Below are 20,338 nucleotides of genomic sequence, written 5' to 3'. Positions count from 1 at the left end.
TCCATTTTTACCGTTCTGTTTATTACGAATGGTAATATTTATGCAACTGCGAAATTCGTCTTCGCGCTACGGCATTATATCCATGTGCTTGCACTGGGGATTTGCGCTGGCGATTTATGCCATGTTCGGTCTTGGACTCTGGATGGTGACGCTCAGCTATTATGATGGCTGGTATCATCAGGCACCTGAGTTGCATAAAAGCATTGGCATTCTGCTGATGATGGGACTCGTTTTCCGCGTGTTATGGCGACATATCTCTCCGCCACCGCCTGCGCCGCAAAGCCACGGTAAATTCACGCGCCTTAGCGCAAAAGGGGCACATATTGCCCTCTATGCCCTGCTCATCGCCATTCTAGTGAGTGGGTATCTTATCTCCACGGCGGATGGCAAGCCGGTCAGCGTCTTTGGTCTTTTCGACATTCCCGCCACACTGACGGATGCCGGCTCACAGGCCGACATCGCGGGCGTTGTTCATCTGTGGCTTGCCTGGAGCATCGTTATCTTTTCAGTCCTTCACGGGCTTGCTGCGCTCAAACACCACTTTATTGATAAAGACGATACGCTGAAGCGGATGCTCGGCCGTTCGTCAGTTGACTCTGGAGCATAAAATGAAAAAACACCTGTTGGGTATCGCGTTAGGTTCGCTGTTATTTACCGCCGGTTCTGCGGTGGCGGCTGATTATAAAATTGATAAAGAGGGCCAACATGCCTTCGTCAATTTCCGTATTCAGCATCTTGGATATAGCTGGTTATATGGCAGCTTTAACGATTTCGATGGCACATTTCGATTTGATGACAAAAATCCCGCCGCGGATAATGTTAATGTCACCATTAATACCAACAGCGTGAATACTAACCATGCTGAACGTGATAAGCATCTGCGCAGTGCCGATTTCCTTAACGTAACCAAATTCCCACAGGCCACATTCACCTCAACAGAGGTGAAGAAAGCAGGAGAGAAACTGGATATTACCGGTAATCTCACCCTTAACGGCGTCACAAAACCGGTCACGCTTCAGGCAACGTTAATCGGCCAGGGTGATGATCCATGGGGCGGTAAGCGTGCAGGTTTCGAGGGCACAGGGAAAATTCACCTGAAAGACTTTAATATCACCACGGATTTAGGCCCGGCGTCCCAGGATGTCGAATTGATTATTTCTGTGGAAGGTGTTCAGCAGAAGTCGTAATAATGCAGCCCGGTGAATCAACGTACCACCGGGCTTATTTCTTTATTCCGGGTCAGGAATACCCAGTTTGGTATTCAGGCGACCGCGGGATTTATTAAAGATCTTGTTGCCGTTTTCACGGCCCGCGCGACGGCGACGTTGCTCTTCTTCAGGCAACATGCTCTCTTCGCTGCACAGCTCGCTACAACAGTTGTGGTACTTCTCAGCACAGGCCGGACACTGGATGAACAGCAGATGGCAGCCATCGTTTTTGCAGTTCGTGTGAGTGTCGCACGGCGTGCCGCACTGGTGGCAGTGCGAAATCACATCATCTGAAATCCGCTCGCCCATGCGCTCGTCGAACACAAAGTTCTTGCCGATAAAGCGTACCGGCAGCCCTTGCTCACGGGCACGACGAGCATACTCAATGATGCCCCCCTCAATGTGCCAGACTTTATTAAACCCATTGTGTTTCATCCAGGCGCTGGCTTTTTCGCAGCGAATACCGCCGGTGCAGTACATAACGATTTTTTTATCTTTATGTTCCTGCATCATTTCAACGGCTTTCGGCAGCTGTTCACGGAAGGTATCCGCCGGGATTTCCATTGCGTTTTCGAAATGGCCCACTTCGTATTCGTAGTGGTTACGCATATCGATGAACACCGCCTCCGGGTCGTCCAGCATCGCATTCACTTCGGCCGCTTTGAGGTATTCCCCCACATCGCCCGCATTAAAACTCGGGTCGTCGATACCGTCCGCAACAATGCGCTCACGGACTTTCATACGCAGCACCCAGAACGATTTACCGTCATCGTCCAGCGCAATATTCAGACGCAGGTCGTTCAGCGCGGGATCAAACGCATAGAGGAATTCGCGGAACGCATCGACTTTGCTTTCAGGGATGCTGATCTGCGCATTGATACCTTCACGTGCCAGATAGACGCGTCCGAACACATTCAGCGCGGTGAATGCCTGGTAAAGTGTATCGCGGGTCGCTTGTGGATCGTTGATGGTGAAATATTTGTAGAATGAGATTGTCGTGCGCGGTTCGGTTTCAGCCAACATACGCTCTTTTAACATCTCATTCGATACGCGGTTGTGTAACACTGGCATGGTGTACAAGTCCTGCAATCGTTAAGAGTAAGAAAAATCGGTCGGCATCATATAGCAAACAAAGACAATTTACATCCATACAATTTGCGCTACATTTCACTCAGTCATAATTATTGCACGCAACATTTGCTGCATTAACGCTCGATTCGATGACAGACATTTTGGCTAAGCCTTAAAAAATGAGACAATAAGACCTTCAGGACGTAAGAAAACAGGACAGACATGACCCAGCTACCGAAATTTACTGCCGCCCTTTTGCATCCCCGTTATTGGTTAACCTGGCTTGGTATTGGCTTTTTGTGGTTGCTTGTCCAACTCCCTTATCCGGTCATTTTCCGTCTGGGCAAAGGTTTGGGTCGTATCGCGCAGATATTCATGAAACGTCGCGCCAGAATTGCCTACCGCAACCTGGAGCTCTGCTTTCCGCAAATGAGCGAGTCAGAGCGCCATGATATGGTTGCCAGAAATTTCGAATCTGTGGGCATGGGGCTAATGGAAACCGGTATGGCATGGTTTTGGCCCGATAAGCGCATGGCACGCTGGACCGAAGTAGCCGGAACCGGTATGGAGCCAGTGCATTCGCTTCAGGAGAATCAGACCGGGGTACTGTTAATTGGTGTGCACTTTCTGACGCTGGAAATCGGCGCGCGCATGTTCGGAATGCAGGCGCCTGGCATTGGCGTTTACCGCCCGAATGACAACCCGGTGATCGATTTAGTGCAGACCAATGGTCGGATGCGCTCAAACAAAAGCATGATCGACCGTAAGGATCTGAAAGGGATGATCCGTGCGCTTAAGTCCGGTGAAGTTGTCTGGTATGCCCCGGACCATGATTACGGTCCGCAAGCCAGCGTGTTTGTCCCTTTCTTTGCGGTCGACGAAGCCGCAACAACAACCGGCACCTGGATGCTGGCGCGGATGTCCAAAGCGGCTATCGTTCCCTTTGTCCCGCGCCGTAAACCTGACGGTTCAGGCTATCAGTTAATCATGCTGGAACCGGAAATGACACCGCCGCTGGACGATGCCGAAACTACGGCAAAATGGATGAATGGCGTTGTTGAACAGTGCATTATGCTCGCTCCGGAGCAATACATGTGGCTGCATCGCCGCTTCAAAACCCGCCCGCAAGGTGTCCCCTCACGCTATTAATCCAGTGCGGCCGCAGTGGCCGCATTTTGTTTTAGCTTTAAAAGCTCCCCGACATTGCAGCAATCATAACCCAGGCGCATAATTAGCAGGCTTATTACCTCTACCTTATCGTGCGCTGCACCTCGTTATGCGGATTGTTATGTCACCCTCAGATGCCCCCATAAACTGGAAACGTAACCTCGCGGTTGCCTGGCTTGGCTGTTTTCTCACTGGTGCAGCATTCAGCCTGGTGATGCCTTTCCTTCCCCTCTACGTGGAGCAGCTTGGCGTAACGGGCCACAGCGCGCTGAATATGTGGTCAGGTCTGGTATTCAGTATCACCTTCCTGTTCTCGGCGATTGCCTCACCATTCTGGGGTGGTCTTGCCGACCGTAAAGGGCGAAAAATCATGCTGTTGCGTTCCGCGCTTGGCATGTCCATCATCATGGTGCTGATGGGCATGGCGCAGAACGTCTGGCAGTTCCTGATATTGCGTGCATTGCTGGGCCTGCTGGGTGGTTTTGTGCCCAATGCAAACGCACTTATCGCCACGCAAATTCCTCGGCATAAAAGCGGCTGGGCACTGGGGACGCTGTCAACCGGTGCGGTGAGCGGCGCGCTACTGGGGCCACTTGCGGGTGGCTTACTGGCAGATAGTTACGGTTTGAGACCGGTCTTTTTCATCACCGCCAGCGTGCTGTTCCTCTGTTTTATCGTCACCCTGCTCTGTATCCGGGAAAATTTCACCCCGGTTGCCAAAAAAGAGATGCTCCATGCCAGGGATGTTCTGGCTTCACTGAAAAACCCGAAACTGGTATTGAGCCTGTTTGTCACCACCATGATAATCCAGGTCGCGACCGGCTCTATTGCTCCGATTCTGACGCTCTACGTGCGTGACCTGGCGGGCAATGTGAATAATATAGCCTTTATCAGCGGGCTTATTGCTTCTGTCCCCGGGGTTGCCGCGCTGCTGAGTGCGCCGCGTCTGGGAAGACTGGGCGACAAAATTGGCCCGGAGAAAATCCTGATTTGCGCGCTGGTTATCTCGGTATTGTTGCTCATCCCGATGTCGATGGTGCAATCCCCGTGGCAGCTCGGCGTACTCCGCTTCCTGCTGGGTGCCGCAGATGGCGCACTGCTTCCCGCGGTTCAGACCCTGCTGGTTTATAACTCCACCAATCAGATCGCCGGGCGTATTTTTAGCTATAACCAGTCGTTCCGTGATATCGGCAACGTCACCGGGCCTCTTGTCGGCGCAGGCATTTCTGCCAGTTTTGGTTTTCGCGCTGTGTTTATCGTGACGGCTAGTGTGGTCCTGTTTAACGCCATCTATTCCTGGTTCAGTTTATCGAGAGCATTGCGTCCTGCTCCCGGCGAGCAGGTTGAAAAAAATAGTCCTGCCCGCGAATAAGACGAAGGCGTGACGGCATATTTTCGTATTCATACTTGCAGGATCTGATAATCAGCTATTCTTTCCCTGAATACCTTCTCGAAAACAGGGAGAAACCGATGACCATGTACGCCACACTGGAAGAAGCTATTGATGCCGCTCGCGAAGAGTTCCTCGCCGATAATCCTGGCATTGAGGAAGAAGACGCTGACGTGCAACAACTCAATATTCAAAAATATGTCCTCCAGGATGGGGATATTATGTGGCAGGCCGAATTCTTCGTTGATGACGGTGACGAAGGAGAGTGTTTGCCGGTATTGAGTGGTGAAGCTGCGCAGGCCGTCTTCGATGGTGACTATGACGAGATAGAACTGCGTCAGGAATGGCTTGAAGAAAACACCCTGCACGAGTGGGATGAGGGCGAGTTTCAGCTCGAACCTCCGCTGGATACCGAAGAGGGGCAAACCGCAGCAGATGAGTGGGACGAGCGTTAAGCGTCGTTTTATTCGTAAGGGCCGTGCTGCGCGTCTATCGGTAACAACAGCGTATCAAAGACCAGAGAGAACGGTAAATCGAGTACGGTCAGATAACGCCAGGCTGAATCGCGGACATCCCATTTCACGCCCGGGTAATACTGATTCCCGTGGCCTTGCCCTGGAATGGTGCGGCTGATAATACTGCCGCAGCCGCTAAGCAGCATCGCCATCATGGCTACAATGACTATTTTCATTCATTACCTCATAAAAAAATACCGGCCTCTCAGCCGGTATTTTACTTGCCGGGTAGCGTGCAGCGTTCCCGGCCATCCTTAAAACTTACTTCGCTTTCAGCGCCAGCGGATTAAGCTTCAGCGTTTTGTAGTAGCTTACCCAGGAGGAATATTTCTCCGGAGCAGACCACACACGATAGTGAAGCCTCGCCATGGTGACCGGATCGCTCAACAGGACCAGACGACGGTCACGGTGCAGTTTTTCCGGCGTTTCGTTCAGCGCCTGCTCAACGTGGCGATCGCGGGCAATTTCCAGCACCTGGCTTGCACGGTGACGAGCTGTTGCCATCGCAGTTGCCAGGGCGTTGAATGACGGGTTAAACACCGCGTGCATAAAGCCATCATCCAGCGAGCGATTACGGTTCATCTCCAGGAAGCGGTCAGTGTCCACCAGCACCTGCGGCGGTGAATACTCTTCCGGGATCAGGAACAGTTTCCAGCGTTTGGTACGCAGACCCACCGTTGAACGGCTGGACACCACGGACACAAATGGCGACAGGATCAGCGAGAAGACAATCGGTGCCAGCCAGAACAGGAAACGCAGATCCAGCCATGCCATGCCCACTGCCCACACCAGTCCTAACAGCAGCTGTGAACCATGACGCATAAAGGCTTCGCTCCACGGGGTAGAGTCGTCGTCACGCTGTGGAGAATTCCAGACCACTTCCCAGCCCAGGAACGCGCTGACCACAAACACGGTGTGGAACAGCATACGAACCGGCGCCAGCAGCACAGAGAACAGCACTTCAAGCAGCAACGACACCGTCACGCGGAAGAAGCCGCCATACTCTTTCGACCCTTTGCACCAGATCAGAATGATGCTGAGCAACTTCGGCAGGAACAGCAGAACCATGGTTGAGGCGAACAGCATAATCGCCAGCTCAGGACGCCACTGCGGCCACACCGGGAACAACTGGCGCGGTTGCAGGAAGTACTGCGGTTCTGTCAGGGCGTGCACCACCTGCAACGCTGTAGAGAGCGCCAGGAACATAAACCACAGCGGCGCTGACAGATACGACATAACGCCGGTCAGGAATACTGCACGGTGAACCGGGTGCATCCCTTTTACCAGGAACAGACGGAAGTTCATCAGGTTACCGTGGCACCAGCGACGGTCACGCTTGAGTTCATCCAGCAGGTTCGGCGGCAGTTCTTCGTATGAGCCCGGCAGATCGTAGGCAATCCAGACGCCCCACCCTGCACGACGCATCAGCGCAGCTTCCACGAAGTCATGCGACAGGATAGATCCCGCGAACGAGCCTTCACCCGGCAGCGGCGCAAGCGCACAGTGTTCAATGAACGGCTTCACGCGGATAATCGCGTTATGCCCCCAGTAGTGGGATTCACCCAACTGCCAGAAGTGCAGACCCGCCGTGAACAGCGGCCCGTAAACACGAGTTGCGAACTGCTGGCAGCGCGCATAAAGCGTATCCATACCGGACGCTTTTGGTGAAGACTGAATAATACCGGCGTTCGGGTTGGCTTCCATCAGACGCACCAGGCCAGTCAGACACTCACCCGTCATCACGGAGTCAGCATCCAGTACAACCATGTAGCTGTACTGATTACCCCAGCGGCGGCAGAAGTCATCGATGTTTCCGCTTTTACGCTTCACACGACGACGGCGGCGGCGATAGAAAATCTGACCTTCGCCCTGTACTTCTGCAATCAACTCCATCCAGGCTTTTTGTTCTGCCACGCAGATATCCGGGTTGTAGCTGTCGCTGAGGATATACACGTCGAAATGCTCTGCGTTACCGGTCGCCTTTACGGACTCCCAGGTGGCGCGCAGACCCGCGAATACGCGATCAACGTCTTCGTTACAGATAGGCATGATCAGCGCAGTACGGTGCTCGGGATTTAGGGGTTCATCCCCGACCGTCGACGCAGAAATGCTGTATTTGTCCCGTCCCATCAGCAGTTGCAGGAAGCCCATCAGCGCCGTCCAGAAACCGGCGGACACCCAACAGAACAGCACGGCAAACAGAAGAAGGATGCCACTTTGCAGGATATACGGCAGCAGCTGCATAAAGGAGACCCACAGATCCTGCCCTGTCATATCCGCAGGGTTGATCAGCGCCCAGCCCTGATAAGGCAGGATGGTCTTCATGTACCAGGTTGCCACAACCGTCTGTGCCAGCGTCAGCAGCAGCAGAATGTAACGGCGAATCGTCCCGACGGTACGCCATTTTTGCTCGGCGGCTTGCTGCTCTTTCGTCAGACGAGAGAGATAGCGCGGCGCAACTTCACGCCCACGCAGACGATCCCAGAAGCGGCCCACCGGGTTGGTGCGCCACGGGTCCGGGAACATAGAAGAACGCGTTGCTTTCGGCATAGCCTGAAGCTGCTCGCGGCCTTCGTCGTCTTTAACCAGCTGCCCTTCTGCCAGCGAGTCTGGCCATGCTTGCTCCAGACGCGCCTTCACTGACCCCAGTGGCGTATCATCATCACGGGTAAACTGATGATGTTCACCATCCAGCGCGGTTTGCACCGCGCGGATGTCGCTCTTGGGCAGTGCCGCTTTTTCAATATCGCTCAGCGGCATGGCATCAATATATTCAGTTGTATTATTCATTGGCAGGTAGCTGATAGCTCCAGGTTTCGCTCAGCGGCTGATCGTCACTGACCAGCGCAGCGCGCATTTCAGTCGTCTGTTTCGGATCTTTCACTTTCACGCGCAGGGTTAAACGCCACCCTTTCGTTACTGGGTTGTAACGCACGGTATTTTCGACAATTTCACCGTTATCACCAATGCTTGCCTGTGCCGTCACTGCCGTGTCAGGGGACAGTTTCTTCATATCCTGACCAGCAAAGTCCACAACAAACGCGAGCGTGCCGTCAGGCTGACGGATAAGATTAGACTGCTTCACATCGCCAGTAGAGCGACGGGTCTGCATGACATAGGCGTTATCCGGTGCGTGCAGTTTGTCTTCGTCACGGCTGAAGGTAATGGTGTACTTGAAGTTCATCTCTTTACCGGATTCCGGGAGTTGATCCGGCGTCCAGTAAGCGACGATGTTGTCGTTGGTTTCATCGTTGGTTGGAATTTCAACCAGCTCAACCTTCCCTTTACCCCAGTCACCTTTCGGTGTTACCCACGCGCTTGGACGCAGATCGTAACGGTCGTCCAGGTCCTCAAAGCGTGAGAACTGACGGCCACGCTGCAACAGACCAAAGCCCTGCGGGTTTTCCATCGCGAAGCTACTGACTGCCAGATGTTTCGGGTTGTTCAGCGGACGCCAGATCCACTCGCCGTTACCGGCATGAATAGAAAGACCGTTGGAGTCGTGCAGTTCCGGGCGGAAGTTGGTCGCCGGAGACGGCTGGTTCGGCCCAAACAGGAACATGCTGGTTAATGGTGCAACGCCCAGTTTGCCCACTTTATCGCGCAGATAGACCTTAGACTGCACGTCAACAACCGTGTCACGCCCTGGCATAATGACAAAGCGATACGCACCTGTCGCACGCGGGGAATCCAGCAGTGCATAGATGGTCAGACGCTTATCCGCAGGTTTTGGACGTTCAATCCAGAATTCGCGGAAGCGTGGGAACTCTTCACCTGATGGCAGCGCGGTATCAATGGCCAGACCACGCGCAGAAAGCCCGTACACCTGCCCCGCACCAATGACGCGGAAATAGCTGGCGCCAAGCATACTGACGATTTCGTCGTTTTTATCTTTGCTGTTGATTGGGTAAAGCACTTTGAAGCCGGCAAAGCCAAGGTCTTTCACCGTGTCTTTGTCATGCTGTACATCGCCAAAATTGAAGTAATCCGGGTTGTACTTGATTTTACGCACCGAGCTTGCCGTCACTTCATTGATGGCAACCGGCGTATCGAAGTACATACCTTGATGATAAAACTCAAGCTTGAACGGGGTCTTGATATTGCTCCAGTACGCTTTATCGTGATTGAACTGGATCTGCTGATAGTCCGCATATTTCATATCGCGGAAAACGGAGGGCAGGTTACTTTTCGGCGCTTCGTAGCTCTTGCCAGCCATCGATTTTGCCTGTTTTGCGACGTCATCGATGTTAAAGGACCAGGCCGATGAGGTATACAGGGACAACACGACTGCTGCACCTAACCAACGCATTTTCATCATTTGTGGTTTATGTTTCATAATAAGTAAGCACTTCCCCCTTTGTGTGCTTATATCGATCCGATCCATTTTAATGGAAACTCAGGCAATCCGACAACATAATCACCGCTTTGTTCAGCTCGCTGGCTCAGGGATTAAGCAAGTGGAAGAACCCACTTTTCACTTTGCGTGCTTATCCTGGAGACAGGGTGTCGGTCTTGGTGTAGGGTTGGCCTCGAATGTAACCATTATGAGTCTTAGGGATAAGACGAAAAGTCTGAGAATGCACAAAGTTATATGAGCACTACTATACCTGTACAACGTGAATATTTCCTCGACTCGATCCGGGCATGGCTGATGCTATTGGGGATCCCTTTTCACATTTCACTGATTTACTCAAGCCACACCTGGCACGTTAACAGTCTGGAGCCCTCCTGGTGGCTCACCCTGTTTAATGACTTTATTCACGCCTTCCGGATGCAGGTGTTTTTTGTCATTTCCGGCTATTTTTCCTACATGCTGTTTTTGCGTTATCCCATTAAACGCTGGTGGAAAGTGCGCGTCGAGCGCGTGGGTATTCCGATGCTCACGGCCATTCCGCTGCTGACGCTACCGCAGTTCATCATGTTGCAGTATGTCAAAGGCAAGGCCGATGGCTGGCAAAATCTGTCGTTGTATGAAAAGTACAACACGCTGGTGTGGGAGCTAGTGTCCCATCTGTGGTTCCTGCTGGTTCTGGTGGTGCTGACGACAATCAGCGTGCTGATTTTTAGCCGTTTACGTCACCACCTGAGCACTCAAGCCGACACCTTCTTCGCCAGTATTACGCTTGGGAAACTGTCGCTGCTCTTTTTATTGCTGGGCATCGCGTATGCCGCGGTGAGGCGTACTCTCTTTATTGTCTATCCGCCTATCCTCAGCGACGGCCTGTTCAACTTTGTGGTTATGCAAAGCCTGTTCTATATCCCCTTCTTTATGATTGGGGCGCTGGCATTTGTTTATCCAAAGCTGAAAGCCCTCTTTACCACCCCTTCCCCGTGGTGCGCGATTGGCGCGGCAGTGGCCTTTGTCGCCTATCTGTTGAACCAGCGCTACGGCAGTGGCGATGCGTGGATGTATGAAACGGAAAGCGTGATCACCATGCTTCTGGGCCTGTGGATGGTCAATGTGGTGTTTGCTTTAGGCCATCGTCTGCTGAATTTCAAATCCACCCGGGTGACCTATTTCGTCAACGCTTCATTATTCATTTATCTGGTGCATCATCCGTTGACGCTGTTCTTCGGGGCATATATTACCCCGCATATTGCCTCAAATACGCTGGGCTTTTTCACCGGGCTGGTGTTTGTGATTGGGCTGGCACTGGTGATGTACGAAATTCATCTGCGGATACCGCTGCTGCGCTTCCTGTTCTCGGGTAAGCCTCAAACTAAAGCATAAACAACCAGCGGCGCCTTCAGGGCGCCGCTGCTGTATTCAGGCATCAAACTCCTGCCCGCGCTGAGTAAGAAGCCGCTGGTACAGATGGGCGGTGTCTTCATCAAAACAGACAAAGAACACCTGTTCGGGCATCGGTTTCAGGGAGAGGTAACGATAGACCGTGTCCACCGCAATCGCCGCCGCCGCGGCTTTGGGATAGCCATACACGCCGGTACTGATTGCCGGAAAGGCCATGGTCTTATAGCCGTTATCGGCCGCCAGGCGCAGGCAGTTGCGATACGCATCTTCCAGGATCCGCGCCTCATGATGTTCTCCGCCATGCCATACCGGCCCCACGGTATGAATCACCGCTTTGGCGGGTAGATTACCTGCAAGGGTGATGACGGCGTGGCCTGGGGGGCACTCTCCTTGCTGCTGGCGCACGACTTTGCACGCCTCAAGTAACTGCGGGCCGGCAGCACGGTGAATAGCACCATCCACACCTCCCCCGCCCATGAGTGATGGGTTAGCAGCATTGACTATGACGTCAACGTGCAATGTCGTGATATCACCGTGGATAACTTCTATTTGCGGTTTCATAAACACCCTCTGCGACCCGCCTTTTTATTAAGTGTATCGCACTGGGGTTGGGAGAAAAAACTATTGCGGGAAAAGCTCTCCCGCCAGAGGGCAGGAGAGCATGAGATCAGCGGTAATCAATCTGCACAATGGCCAGCGATTTTTCAGGGTTGAGGTACTTCATGCTAACTGAAGCCAGATTGGGGTAAGCACTCTGGCCGTTCAGGGCATCGCTATAGCTCAGCACACGCGTCTGCATCCGGTTATTCTCCGGGCAAGACATGGAAAGTTGTTGAGGTCTGGCAGAGATTTCGCAGGGGTCGGACACGACTGCACCACGAAAATGGATGACTCCGCCGTTAACGAAGGTTGCTGAAAATGCGGGGTTCAGCGCGGCAGAAATCGCCAGACCAAGCCCTGTGATGAATTGAAATGCAGATCTGGTCACGATAATACTCCTCAATGAAAGTCGTCCTTGAGGGGTAAAAACACTCCATGGTGGCAGGCAACGCACAATGAAACATATTTGCAACATCAGCTCATTGTTGATAACAGCATAGTGATAAGAATCCGTTGCCGCCAGCCCTTTCAATTCATTGATTTATTGAATAATTAGAGCACACTGCCTGGCGGCGACCACTGCTGCGATAAATGGAGCGCTTTCCCATCAGAAACAGTCACCGTTATCTTCACGGTATCCCCTGCATCGATATTTAAACTCAGGCGCGTTAAATCAATCGTCTGATTAGCGGGTATCGAGACGGTATTTTGTTGTTGTGACGTACTTTGACCGCCCTGCCCTTGTCGCATAGAAAGCACCTGGACCTGGCATTCGCACGGCTCAGTCAGGATGACCTGCGGAATAATGGTCGTCATATTGCCTTGCTGGGAGGTTTTAAACGTAATTTGACTGGAGAGCGCAGCGAGGAGAATTAAGGTTTGCATGATGGACTCCCGAAAAAAAACAGGGCATATGCCCTGTTTTTTTGTAGCACAGATTTCAGTATTAGTACTGATGAGCTGACACGTGGTTACCAATACCAACCTGAGTAACACTTACAGAAGAGTTAGAAGCAGTCTGGTCAACGGATGCACCGTTCAGGCCACCGTACTGGCTAACAGTCATAGTGGAGTCTTTGCTGTTCCACTGATCGAGTGTTGCACTGTTACCAAAACCATTCTGAGTCAGGGAGATAGTACTGTCGTCAGAGCCTTGTCCAACATCTGCACCATTACCGCCACCAGTCTGGCTAATATTCATAGTTGAATTTCTTGCATCCGATTGCAAGGCAACAGCTGAGTTGCCGCCACCGCTCTGGTAGATATTCATGGTTGAATTTGGACCACCATAACCACCATGGCCATGATCGCCCCAACCGCCTTGATTAATAAGACCCGCCATAGCACTACCAGAAACTACGATTGCTGCAAGTGCTGCCACTTTGATAAATTTCATGGTAAAACCCCCATCGGATTGATTAAAGTCGCCGCTAAATAACTAGCGTTGAATAACGCGAATGGCCATTTGCGACTGTTTCTGCACTACAACTGCGGTTTTCTGCGTACCGTACTGCGTAATACTCGCCCTATTACCCGACCCTTGCTGGATAATTTTTGCCGTATTACCGTATCCATCCTGCGAAATATCAGCATCATTCGCGTAGCCGCTCTGAGCGATATATGCATAATTATAAGTCCCTGATTGATCAACTCTCGCTCTGTTGCCGACTCCATCCTGAGTAACAATGGACAGTAATTTAGAACCGTCCTGGCGCACCTGGGCGTCATTATATGCGCCCTTCTGACCAATAATGGCTGCCTGATTTAATGAGGAACGACTTAATTCATTAACCGCGAAGTTGTATTCAGTATTGGCTAAATCTGAACCCGCCGCGGTTACAAATCCAGGCACACCCAGAAATGTAAACATCACAAATAACGATATGTTTTTCATGTTGTCACCCTGGACCTGGCTATACACAAATCGTAATGTGACTTCGTGTTAACGCATTTCTTAATTTGTTAACGCGTCGTTACGGTGAAGAGTATGTCTGCCGAAACATTTTAAATATCTCACCCGCGAGTCTTATTTTTATTCTTCGTTTCACCTCAAAGTATTAATTAATGCCAAAAAACGCTGTAATCAGTGCAGCTTAGTTTTTGTAAAAATATTTCCATGGCAAAGGTTGTACAACGAGGCAACGGCCTGTCCACCCTTTCCAGCCCGCACGCTTCACCCGCTGCCGGGATCATAATTTACACAGTACGTGACACGAGGCATGTTTTCTTAAGGACACAACCCCCTCATTCGAAGGCTTAGGATTTTTCCTGAACTCATACCTTGCGGCTGTGTTTACGAAATAATTAATATTTTTTAAAATCAAAATGATATAAATATTTGTATGATTTTTAAAATGTGTGCAGTGTTATTATCATGTACAACTTTCCTATCAAAACTGAACAATAGAAATGTGTGATTTTCACAAATTAATATTAATTTTTACATTATGTTACATGTTTAACACTTGCTTTAAAGTTTGTAAAAGCTAGATTGAAATCAGATGTACGAAATTTGTTTTATATTTACCTCCCCCTGGAGGTTATGGTCTGATTCTACACACAGCAGTGCAGCATCTGTCAGTACTTCTGGTGCCCCTTAATTTTAATTAAAGGGGCAACTGTCAGGTGTCATAAAAAAGTGGGGTTTCATCATGTATAATGAAGTCCATAGTTTACATGGTCATACATTACTGTTGATCACAAAACCTTCTTTGCAAGCGACAGCTTTATTACAGCATTTAAAGCAATCATTATCACTGAACGGGAAATTGCATAATATTCAACGTTCTTTTGACGATATTGCTCCTGGCAGCATTATTCTTCTTGATATGATGGAAGCTGATAAAAAGCTTATTCATTACTGGCAAGATAATTTAAGCAGGAAAAACAATAATATCCGTTTGCTATTATTGAACACTCCTGATGAGTATCCTTTCAGAGACATTGAAAACTGGCCGCATATCAATGGCGTTTTTTACGTCACTGAAGAAGAAGATCGCGTGGTAGAAGGGTTGCAGGGCATATTGCGAGGTGAATGTTATTTCTCGCAAAAACTTGCCAGCTACCTCATCACGCACTCTGGTAATTACCGCTATAACAGTTCAGAGTCCGCACTGCTGACGCATCGCGAGAAAGAGATCCTGAACAAGTTGCGCATTGGTGCTTCAAATATTGAGATCGCCCGTTCGTTATTTATCAGCGAAAATACGGTTAAGACGCACCTTTATAATCTTTTCAAGAAGATAGCTGTTAAAAACCGAACTCAGGCGGTTTCATGGGCAAACGATAACCTCAGGCGTTAATACCATGAAACGCACGTTGAGTTGGATTGCCGCAGCAGGCTTTCTGCTTGCTGCCGGGAACCTTCAGGCCGTTGAAGTGGAGATTCCCGGATTGTTAACTGACCATACGGTGTCATCTGTTGGCCACAATTTTTATCGTGCCTTCAGTGACAAGTGGGAAAGTACTTACCCTGGTAACATAACAATCAACGAACGGCCCAGTGCACGATGGGGAAGTTGGATAACGATAACGGCTAATCAGGACGTTATTTATCAAACGTTTTTATTCCCAACGAAAATAGACTTCGATAAAAACGTAGCCTTAGCTCTGGCACAAACTGAAGAGGCTATAAATCGCCTGCAAATAGACAAAGCGCTATTAAGCACACGCGATTTAGCAAAAGACGAGTTCTAGCGACCCTATATCCGGAGGCTGTCATGCGTATTGCACATGCAGTTATTTCGTTAATGCTAATTACACCTTTAAGCTGGGCCGGAAATATGACGTTCCAGTTCCGTAACCCTAACTTTGGCGGTAACCCCAACAACGGGGCATTCATGTTGAATGAGGCGCAAGCCCAAAACTCCTATAAAGATCCGAGTTATAAAGACTACACCGTTGACACGCCGTCAGCGCTGGATAACTTCACCCAGGCTATCCAGTCCCAGATCCTGGGCGGTTTGTTAACCAACATCAATACTGGCAAGCCCGGCCGAATGGTGACTAACGACTTTATTGTCGATATTGCCAACAAGGATGGGCAGCTTCAGTTAAATGTGACGGACCGGAAAACTGGAAAAACATCGACCATCCAGGTTTCTGGCCTACAAAGTAACTCGACAGACTTCTGAACAACATCAAAATAAGGACAACGATCATGCAGCGCTTCCTGATATTTGTTGCAGTGTGCTTATTGAGCGGTTGTTTAACTGCTCCACCAAAAGAAGCTGCAAAACCTACATTAATGCCTCGGGCTCAGAGTTATCGTGATTTAACCCATTTGCCAGCACCAACCGGCAAAATATTTGTCTCGGTTTACAACATCCAGGATGAAACTGGACAATTTAAACCGTACCCTGCCAGTAACTTCTCGACTGCTGTACCGCAGAGTGCCACCGCAATGCTGGTCACCGCGCTCAAGGATTCTCACTGGTTCATCCCGCTGGAACGTCAGGGACTTCAGAACCTGTTGAATGAACGCAAAATCATTCGCGCCGCTCAGGAAAATGGTACCGTCGCGAATAACAACCGGATGCCTTTGCAATCGCTTGCCGCAGCCAACGTTATGATTGAAGGTTCGATTATCGGCTACGAAAGTAACGTTAAATCAGGCGGCGTGGGCGCACGTTACTTCGGTATCGGGGCAGATACGCAATATCAGCTCGATCAGATAGCCGTTAACCTGCGCGTGGTGAACGTCAGCACCGGTGAAGTGCTGTCATCCGTGAACACCAGCAAGACCATTCTCTCGTATGAAGTGCAGGCTGGGGTATTCCGCTTTATTGACTACCAGCGTTTACTGGAAGGTGAAATTGGTTACACCTCCAACGAACCGGTCATGATGTGTCTGATGTCAGCCATCGAAACTGGCGTTATATTCCTGATTAATGACGGTATCGACCGTGGCCTGTGGGATCTGCAAAACAAAGCCGATGCACAAAACCCGGTTCTGGTGAAATACCGCGATATGTCGGTTCCTCCGGAATCCTGACAGGAAGCGCATAAAAAAGGCGAGATGATTATCTCGCCTTTTTTTATTCACTCACGGCCGTGGTGTTTTGCGCTTTTTCGCGTCGGGCTGCAAGCCATAGACCGCTGTTCTTCATGGCATAGCCAAACAGTAAGCCCACTGCCAGCGACGGCACCACCAGCTTCCAGTCGCCCTGCCCCGCAAATGTCGCACAGGCGCCAATAAAGGTGCCCGGCACAAACGACAGCAGCATTTGCTTTGCCTGAATACACATCAGAAATGCCACAACGCCGGTCATTACGTAGCCTAAGATCTCGACGTGCGGCGCCAGCGCGCTGCCTTTCATAATGACCAGCGCCCAGATAACACCACTCATCAACGTGCAGGCAGAGATAAACAACCCTTTAATGCCGCCCTGAGGGCAGGCAAAGTAAGCCGTGCAGCCCAGAAACCCGGCCCAGCTTAATAGCCCGAGAGATACCGCCACCCATCCCCATAAACCGGAGAGAATGCCCGTTGTAATTGCAATGCAGAGTAATATGTTCATGGCGCGCATCTTAGCAGATACGCACCATAGAAATGCGATCAGAAGCACATTATGTGCACGTTGAAATGTATCGTTGCAGAAATTATGTGATCTAAATCACTCTTCATTCTCTTCCTGAAGATCGTCCCACATGGCCGCAATGGCATCGCGGGTCAGCGGCGCCAGAGTTCTCCAGAATGGTGATGTGGCGTGCGCTTCCACTTTGCCGAGGAACGTACCGCACCACGGCAGCAGGAACTCTTCAAACAGCGTTTCGATAGCTTCACTTTCATCATCGCCAGACTGATCTTCAATCCAGGACGCCGCAAGAAGCAACGTGCCAAAGTGGTCAGCCGGAGTCTCTGCCAGCGGCATCCCGCGCTCAGTCAGAAAAGTGCGAACGTCAGCTTCGGTTGCCCCTTCTTCCCACGCTGAACGATACGGCGCCACGCGGCACTCTTCACCCACGAACAACGCGTTGTAATCCGCAGAAACCTGCTGCATGTCGCAGCTTTTTTGCAGACGCTCCAGCAGCTCATCCTGTTCCAGCGGCCAGTTTTGCGCCAGCTTACCTTCCTGGATCATCGTATACAGCGGAACCAGCAGCGGGTCTTGCGGCTGACGGTAGAACAGGGTACCCAGCACGCGGCAAAGGATGGAGAACTCATTCATTTTTTTATTCCATTACACAATTAAAGATCGGCAAATTCATCAATACGCGGCATCCCGCGCGATTCCAGGAAGTCAAGCATCCGGCGTGGGGTCACGTTCAGGATCCGCTCTTCCGGGAAACCAACATCATTAAGCACTTTCAGGCACTCGCTGAAATCGCCAAGCGTAAAGGCGGTGTGCGAGTCAGACCCAAGCGCGACCATACCTCCTGCATCACGCACCGCCGCAGCCACTTCACGGCAGTTGGCCTCGCTGCCTTTGCGCGAATGAACAAAGGAGGAGTTATTAATTTCCAGGGCAACGCGATGTTTTGCTGCCGCCTGAGCAACAGCCTGAATATCAATCGGGTATTTAGGGTTGCCCGGATGGCTGATGATATGCACGTTGCCGCTGGCAATCGTCGCGATCATCGCCTTTGTATTGGTTTCTTTATCCTGTGGAGCGAAAACCGGCTCATGGAAGCCCGCAATAATCAGATCCAGCGAGGTCAGCATCGGGCCGGTGCAGTCGATTTCACCGTCTGTATTCTTGATGTTCGCTTCGATGCCACGAAGTATCCCAACACCTTCGACCAGGCGTGGCCAGATGCGCATATTCACAAAATGCCAGTAGTGCGGAGCATCAGCCATATCAGGACCATGATCGGTAATCGCAAAAAGCTTGATGCCTTTTAGCTTTGCTTGCGCGATGTAGTCATGGAGGGTGCTATAGGCATGGGTACTGGCGACGGTGTGCATGTGCAGGTCAACGGGATACATCTTTCTCTCCTCTGCTGTTTTTCCCAAGGATAGCAGTTATCAGCGGCGAATATTAGCAAAAACCCGGCTAACGCCGGGTTTCTCTTAGTAACCGCGCTGTCTGTCGACCTGCCCGGTAACGGTGTTACCCTTCTCCATCTCACTGATGGTATGGGAGATATAAGCTACGGCCTCTGCCGGACGGGTTACTGCGGCAACGTGCGGCGTCATCGCCACGCGGGGATGCGCCCACAGCGGGCTTTCCGTTGGCAGCGGTTCACGGCTGTAGACATCCAGCATCGCGCCTTTGAGTTTGCCGCTGTCCAGCGCCGCCAGCAGATCAGACTCGACCAGATGAACACCGCGCGCCAGATTCATTAAATAGCTCTGATCCGCCAGTTGGTTCAGCAGCGCTTTGTTGATAATCCCCACTGTTTCCGCCGTATTAGGCAGCAGGTTAATCAGCACGCGAGTGCCTTTCAGGAACGCCGGGAGTTCGTCTGTTCCGGCAAAGCTTTCTACGCCAGGATAATCTTTACGGCTGCGGCTCCAGCAACGCAGAGGGAACCCCCACGGGGCAAGTGCTTCTGCCACTTTTGAACCAAGCACACCAGCCCCCAGAATGCCGATGGTAAAATCTTCGCGGTGATAATCCGGCAGCGGTTCCCAGTGGGATTGCTGTTTGAAGGCCTGATAATCGTCAAAACGACGGAACCAGTTCAGCACCTGGCTCACGGCATATTCCTGCATTTGCTGACCCATTCCGGTATCTTCCAGACGGAACAGCGGGATATGTTCAGGTAACATCTCTGGATGCGCTTTCAGCTTGCTCAGGATCGAATCCACACCGGCCCCAAGCGCAAAGACGGCTTTAAGTTCACGGCCCTGGAGCATCTCTACCGGTGGATGCCACACCAGCGCGTAGTCGGCATGTTCATGATCGCCCCGCTTCCACTCGCGAACGCGCGCGCCCGGCAATGCTGCCGACAGTGCATTAATCCAGTAAGCCGTATCAAAAGTAGGGTGATAAAAGATAATATCCATAGCGATTCCTGCCTTTTATTGCGCGATTTTATTTTCGTTTTCAACTGGATTGCCAGCATAACAAATTTACTGGCATTTGCGTTGTTGATAAAAAAACCGCTTTCAGCACATTTCGGAATCAGGTTGTTTGAAGTTTGTCTAAACACGCTAATTAACTGAAAAAGTTGATTGACGGCAGTTCGGGTTTTCCTTACATTAGCGCCCGTCCCAGCAACAACGGGATGACAATATGGTGAGGTGTCCGAGTGGCTGAAGGAGCACGCCTGGAAAGTGTGTATACGGCAACGTATCGGGGGTTCGAATCCCCCCCTCACCGCCATATTTGAGATGAGAGCTCGTACGAAAGTACGGGCTTTTTTCTTTTATATTCTCCGAAAGGGGGGATGAGAATCCCCGACCGGGGTTCGACAACTGGCGCAGCCAGTTGGACAGACTGAGAGCGTAGCGAACAGGCTGCCCGAAGGGCGAGCAAAGCGAGTCAATCCCCCCCGGTGCTATATGCGACCCGGTGCGGTCTTATCCCCACAAAAAAACCGAGCACGGACGGCCCCCTCACTTCTTTGGCGCGATGGGGAATATACAGCTAAGGTAGTCATTCCGTTCACTTTATGTTCCTTGTTACTCTGTCACCCCATAACACGTGAACGTGCCAGGGTGGCTCAGTCGCCACCCCCCTGGCAACCCGGG

The 20,338-nt window shown here is 51.2% G+C and carries 23 protein-coding genes and 1 tRNA gene; 11 read left to right on the top strand and 13 right to left on the bottom strand.

Annotated features, from left to right (window positions below; all coding sequences use genetic code 11):
- Nucleotides 1-40 precede the first annotated feature (40 nt).
- A complete protein-coding gene (locus tag M987_RS13980) occupies nucleotides 41-607 on the top strand; it encodes a cytochrome b (protein WP_014069753.1) in 567 nt (188 codons plus the stop codon).
- 1 nt (nucleotide 608) lies between these two features.
- On the top strand, nucleotides 609-1,187 hold the full coding sequence (locus tag M987_RS13975; RefSeq protein ID WP_014069752.1) for a YceI family protein: 579 nt from the start codon (nucleotides 609-611) through the stop codon (nucleotides 1,185-1,187).
- Between the two features lie 42 nt (nucleotides 1,188-1,229).
- On the opposite strand, the gene trhO is transcribed toward M987_RS13975, so the two are convergent.
- The gene (trhO, locus tag M987_RS13970; protein WP_014069751.1) at nucleotides 1,230-2,279 is read right to left on the bottom strand and encodes an oxygen-dependent tRNA uridine(34) hydroxylase TrhO; all 1,050 of its coding nucleotides are present in this window, start codon (nucleotides 2,277-2,279) and stop codon (nucleotides 1,230-1,232) included.
- Between the two features lie 222 nt (nucleotides 2,280-2,501).
- On the opposite strand from trhO, the gene M987_RS13965 reads away from it, so the two are divergent.
- The 3 genes from M987_RS13965 to M987_RS13955 all read left to right on the top strand — a co-directional run bounded on the left by M987_RS13965 (nucleotide 2,502) and on the right by M987_RS13955 (nucleotide 5,291).
- Nucleotides 2,502-3,428, top strand: a complete 927-nt coding sequence (locus M987_RS13965; protein WP_014069750.1) for a Kdo(2)-lipid IV(A) acyltransferase — start codon at nucleotides 2,502-2,504, stop codon at nucleotides 3,426-3,428.
- A gap of 139 nt (nucleotides 3,429-3,567) precedes the next feature.
- The gene (gene mdtG / locus M987_RS13960; RefSeq protein ID WP_014069749.1) at nucleotides 3,568-4,818 is read left to right on the top strand and encodes a multidrug efflux MFS transporter MdtG; all 1,251 of its coding nucleotides are present in this window, start codon (nucleotides 3,568-3,570) and stop codon (nucleotides 4,816-4,818) included.
- 98 nt (nucleotides 4,819-4,916) lie between these two features.
- Nucleotides 4,917-5,291 carry a MysB family protein gene (locus M987_RS13955; protein WP_014069748.1) on the top strand — a complete coding sequence of 125 codons (375 nt, stop codon included), beginning with the start codon at nucleotides 4,917-4,919 and terminating at the stop codon, nucleotides 5,289-5,291.
- 8 nt (nucleotides 5,292-5,299) lie between these two features.
- Here the strand turns inward: M987_RS13955 and M987_RS13950 are convergent, their stop codons facing one another.
- The 3 genes from M987_RS13950 to mdoG all read right to left on the bottom strand — a co-directional run bounded on the left by M987_RS13950 (nucleotide 5,300) and on the right by mdoG (nucleotide 9,687).
- A complete protein-coding gene (locus M987_RS13950; RefSeq protein ID WP_014069747.1) occupies nucleotides 5,300-5,527 on the bottom strand; it encodes a YceK/YidQ family lipoprotein in 228 nt (75 codons plus the stop codon).
- 85 nt (nucleotides 5,528-5,612) lie between these two features.
- Nucleotides 5,613-8,141, bottom strand: coding sequence for a glucans biosynthesis glucosyltransferase MdoH (gene mdoH / locus M987_RS13945; RefSeq protein ID WP_014069746.1), 2,529 nt, complete (start codon nucleotides 8,139-8,141; stop codon nucleotides 5,613-5,615).
- The gene (gene mdoG / locus M987_RS13940; RefSeq protein WP_041162035.1) at nucleotides 8,134-9,687 is read right to left on the bottom strand and encodes a glucans biosynthesis protein MdoG; all 1,554 of its coding nucleotides are present in this window, start codon (nucleotides 9,685-9,687) and stop codon (nucleotides 8,134-8,136) included. Before mdoG ends, mdoH begins: the two co-directional genes overlap by 8 nt.
- Nucleotides 9,688-9,942: 255 nt before the next feature.
- On the opposite strand from mdoG, the gene mdoC reads away from it, so the two are divergent.
- Nucleotides 9,943-11,082, top strand: a complete 1,140-nt coding sequence (gene mdoC, locus M987_RS13935) for a glucans biosynthesis protein MdoC (RefSeq protein WP_014069744.1) — start codon at nucleotides 9,943-9,945, stop codon at nucleotides 11,080-11,082.
- Between the two features lie 36 nt (nucleotides 11,083-11,118).
- Here the strand turns inward: mdoC and ymdB are convergent, their stop codons facing one another.
- The 5 genes from ymdB to csgB form a co-directional block, all read right to left on the bottom strand.
- The gene (ymdB, locus tag M987_RS13930) at nucleotides 11,119-11,661 is read right to left on the bottom strand and encodes an O-acetyl-ADP-ribose deacetylase (RefSeq protein ID WP_014069743.1); all 543 of its coding nucleotides are present in this window, start codon (nucleotides 11,659-11,661) and stop codon (nucleotides 11,119-11,121) included.
- Nucleotides 11,662-11,767: 106 nt separating this feature from the next.
- The gene (locus tag M987_RS13925; RefSeq protein WP_014069742.1) at nucleotides 11,768-12,088 is read right to left on the bottom strand and encodes a type 1 fimbrial protein; all 321 of its coding nucleotides are present in this window, start codon (nucleotides 12,086-12,088) and stop codon (nucleotides 11,768-11,770) included.
- 164 nt (nucleotides 12,089-12,252) lie between these two features.
- Nucleotides 12,253-12,585 carry a curli assembly chaperone CsgC gene (gene csgC, locus M987_RS13920; RefSeq protein WP_014069741.1) on the bottom strand — a complete coding sequence of 111 codons (333 nt, stop codon included), beginning with the start codon at nucleotides 12,583-12,585 and terminating at the stop codon, nucleotides 12,253-12,255.
- Between the two features lie 61 nt (nucleotides 12,586-12,646).
- On the bottom strand, nucleotides 12,647-13,096 hold the full coding sequence (gene csgA, locus M987_RS13915; RefSeq protein WP_014069740.1) for a curli major subunit CsgA: 450 nt from the start codon (nucleotides 13,094-13,096) through the stop codon (nucleotides 12,647-12,649).
- Between the two features lie 42 nt (nucleotides 13,097-13,138).
- Nucleotides 13,139-13,594: a curli minor subunit CsgB gene (csgB, locus tag M987_RS13910; protein WP_014069739.1), complete on the bottom strand. Its 456-nt coding sequence runs from the start codon at nucleotides 13,592-13,594 to the stop codon at nucleotides 13,139-13,141.
- A 757-nt stretch (nucleotides 13,595-14,351) separates the two neighbouring features.
- Here csgB and csgD point away from each other — a divergent pair.
- The 4 genes from csgD to csgG are packed head-to-tail and all read left to right on the top strand — an operon-like array spanning nucleotide 14,352 to nucleotide 16,693.
- A complete protein-coding gene (gene csgD, locus M987_RS13905; RefSeq protein WP_014069738.1) occupies nucleotides 14,352-15,002 on the top strand; it encodes a biofilm master transcriptional regulator CsgD in 651 nt (216 codons plus the stop codon).
- Between the two features lie 4 nt (nucleotides 15,003-15,006).
- A complete protein-coding gene (csgE, locus tag M987_RS13900) occupies nucleotides 15,007-15,396 on the top strand; it encodes a curli production assembly/transport protein CsgE (protein WP_014069737.1) in 390 nt (129 codons plus the stop codon).
- Between the two features lie 23 nt (nucleotides 15,397-15,419).
- On the top strand, nucleotides 15,420-15,833 hold the full coding sequence (csgF, locus tag M987_RS13895; protein ID WP_014069736.1) for a curli production assembly/transport protein CsgF: 414 nt from the start codon (nucleotides 15,420-15,422) through the stop codon (nucleotides 15,831-15,833).
- Nucleotides 15,834-15,859: 26 nt separating this feature from the next.
- Complete coding sequence (csgG, locus tag M987_RS13890) at nucleotides 15,860-16,693, top strand: curli production assembly/transport protein CsgG (RefSeq protein ID WP_014069735.1); 834 nt, start codon at nucleotides 15,860-15,862, stop codon at nucleotides 16,691-16,693.
- 43 nt (nucleotides 16,694-16,736) lie between these two features.
- Here csgG and M987_RS13885 read toward each other — a convergent pair whose 3' ends face one another.
- The 4 genes from M987_RS13885 to ghrA form a co-directional block, all read right to left on the bottom strand.
- Nucleotides 16,737-17,219 carry a DUF1097 domain-containing protein gene (locus tag M987_RS13885; protein WP_074392857.1) on the bottom strand — a complete coding sequence of 161 codons (483 nt, stop codon included), beginning with the start codon at nucleotides 17,217-17,219 and terminating at the stop codon, nucleotides 16,737-16,739.
- A 96-nt stretch (nucleotides 17,220-17,315) separates the two neighbouring features.
- Entirely contained in the window at nucleotides 17,316-17,870 is a 555-nt protein-coding gene (locus M987_RS13880) for a TorD/DmsD family molecular chaperone (RefSeq protein ID WP_014069733.1), read from the bottom strand.
- Between the two features lie 20 nt (nucleotides 17,871-17,890).
- Complete coding sequence (locus M987_RS13875; protein WP_014069732.1) at nucleotides 17,891-18,628, bottom strand: phosphatase; 738 nt, start codon at nucleotides 18,626-18,628, stop codon at nucleotides 17,891-17,893.
- Nucleotides 18,629-18,712: 84 nt separating this feature from the next.
- Nucleotides 18,713-19,651, bottom strand: coding sequence for a glyoxylate/hydroxypyruvate reductase GhrA (gene ghrA / locus M987_RS13870; protein ID WP_014069731.1), 939 nt, complete (start codon nucleotides 19,649-19,651; stop codon nucleotides 18,713-18,715).
- A 231-nt stretch (nucleotides 19,652-19,882) separates the two neighbouring features.
- On the opposite strand from ghrA, the gene M987_RS13865 reads away from it, so the two are divergent.
- A tRNA-Ser gene (locus M987_RS13865) sits at nucleotides 19,883-19,970 on the top strand.
- Nucleotides 19,971-20,338: the final 368 nt, after the last annotated feature.

The sequence above is a fragment of the Enterobacter soli ATCC BAA-2102 genome (assembly GCF_001654845.1).
Classification (GTDB): domain Bacteria; phylum Pseudomonadota; class Gammaproteobacteria; order Enterobacterales; family Enterobacteriaceae; genus Enterobacter; species Enterobacter soli.
The sequence above is the reverse complement of the archived record's forward strand: the minus strand, read 5'-3'. Positions and strand labels throughout refer to the sequence as shown.

Excerpts from the sequence above, each read along its gene's own strand:
- M987_RS13980 (WP_014069753.1), top strand. The coding sequence starts at position 41 with ATGCAACTGCGAAATTCGTCTTCGCGCTACGGCATTATATCCATGTGC.
- M987_RS13975 (WP_014069752.1), top strand. The coding sequence starts at position 609 with ATGAAAAAACACCTGTTGGGTATCGCGTTAGGTTCGCTGTTATTTACC.
- trhO (WP_014069751.1), bottom strand. The coding sequence starts at position 2,279 with ATGCCAGTGTTACACAACCGCGTATCGAATGAGATGTTAAAAGAGCGT.
- M987_RS13965 (WP_014069750.1), top strand. The coding sequence starts at position 2,502 with ATGACCCAGCTACCGAAATTTACTGCCGCCCTTTTGCATCCCCGTTAT.
- mdtG (WP_014069749.1), top strand. The coding sequence starts at position 3,568 with ATGTCACCCTCAGATGCCCCCATAAACTGGAAACGTAACCTCGCGGTT.
- M987_RS13955 (WP_014069748.1), top strand. The coding sequence starts at position 4,917 with ATGACCATGTACGCCACACTGGAAGAAGCTATTGATGCCGCTCGCGAA.
- M987_RS13950 (WP_014069747.1), bottom strand. The coding sequence starts at position 5,527 with ATGAAAATAGTCATTGTAGCCATGATGGCGATGCTGCTTAGCGGCTGC.
- mdoH (WP_014069746.1), bottom strand. The coding sequence starts at position 8,141 with ATGAATAATACAACTGAATATATTGATGCCATGCCGCTGAGCGATATT.
- mdoG (WP_041162035.1), bottom strand. The coding sequence starts at position 9,687 with ATGAAACATAAACCACAAATGATGAAAATGCGTTGGTTAGGTGCAGCA.
- mdoC (WP_014069744.1), top strand. The coding sequence starts at position 9,943 with ATGAGCACTACTATACCTGTACAACGTGAATATTTCCTCGACTCGATC.
- ymdB (WP_014069743.1), bottom strand. The coding sequence starts at position 11,661 with ATGAAACCGCAAATAGAAGTTATCCACGGTGATATCACGACATTGCAC.
- csgC (WP_014069741.1), bottom strand. The coding sequence starts at position 12,585 with ATGCAAACCTTAATTCTCCTCGCTGCGCTCTCCAGTCAAATTACGTTT.
- csgA (WP_014069740.1), bottom strand. The coding sequence starts at position 13,096 with ATGAAATTTATCAAAGTGGCAGCACTTGCAGCAATCGTAGTTTCTGGT.
- csgB (WP_014069739.1), bottom strand. The coding sequence starts at position 13,594 with ATGAAAAACATATCGTTATTTGTGATGTTTACATTTCTGGGTGTGCCT.
- csgD (WP_014069738.1), top strand. The coding sequence starts at position 14,352 with ATGTATAATGAAGTCCATAGTTTACATGGTCATACATTACTGTTGATC.
- csgE (WP_014069737.1), top strand. The coding sequence starts at position 15,007 with ATGAAACGCACGTTGAGTTGGATTGCCGCAGCAGGCTTTCTGCTTGCT.
- csgF (WP_014069736.1), top strand. The coding sequence starts at position 15,420 with ATGCGTATTGCACATGCAGTTATTTCGTTAATGCTAATTACACCTTTA.
- csgG (WP_014069735.1), top strand. The coding sequence starts at position 15,860 with ATGCAGCGCTTCCTGATATTTGTTGCAGTGTGCTTATTGAGCGGTTGT.
- M987_RS13885 (WP_074392857.1), bottom strand. The coding sequence starts at position 17,219 with ATGAACATATTACTCTGCATTGCAATTACAACGGGCATTCTCTCCGGT.
- M987_RS13880 (WP_014069733.1), bottom strand. The coding sequence starts at position 17,870 with ATGAATGAGTTCTCCATCCTTTGCCGCGTGCTGGGTACCCTGTTCTAC.
- M987_RS13875 (WP_014069732.1), bottom strand. The coding sequence starts at position 18,628 with ATGTATCCCGTTGACCTGCACATGCACACCGTCGCCAGTACCCATGCC.
- ghrA (WP_014069731.1), bottom strand. The coding sequence starts at position 19,651 with ATGGATATTATCTTTTATCACCCTACTTTTGATACGGCTTACTGGATT.